Annotated in this window: 1 pseudogene; it reads left to right on the forward strand. The window is 73.8% G+C overall.

The window, feature by feature from the left end:
• Positions 1–326: pseudogene (locus LPA54_RS39615) on the forward strand (excinuclease ABC subunit A); the annotation flags it as partial.
• Positions 327–431: the final 105 nt, after the last annotated feature.

The following is a 431-nucleotide window of genomic DNA, read 5'->3' on the forward strand; positions in this document are numbered from 1 at the left end:
ACCTCGATGTCATCAAGACGGCCGACTGGGTCGTCGACATGGGCCCCGAGGGCGGCGCCGGCGGCGGCCTCGTCGTCGCGGAGGGCACACCCGAGCAGGTCGCCGGGGTGCCGGCCAGCCACACCGGCAAGTTCCTGCGGGAGATCCTGGGCGCGGAGCGGATCAGCGACGCCCCGCAGATGCGCGCCCCGCGCAAGGCGGCGAAGAAGACGGTCGCCGCCCGGTCGACGGCGAAGAAGACCACCACCAGGACGGTCACGGCCACCGCCAAGAAGACGGCCGGGAAGACCGCCGCGAAGACGACGACGCGCGGCACCAAGGCCTGACCGGCCCGCCCGCTCACCCGTGTGCCGTGCCGCGGAGGACAGCCACCGCCGCACGGCGCACGTGCGTCAGGCGGTTTTCCACGCCTCCAGCTCGTGGGCGTACGG

The organism is Streptomyces sp. DH12 (assembly GCF_020873895.1).
GTDB lineage: Bacteria > Actinomycetota > Actinomycetes > Streptomycetales > Streptomycetaceae > Streptomyces.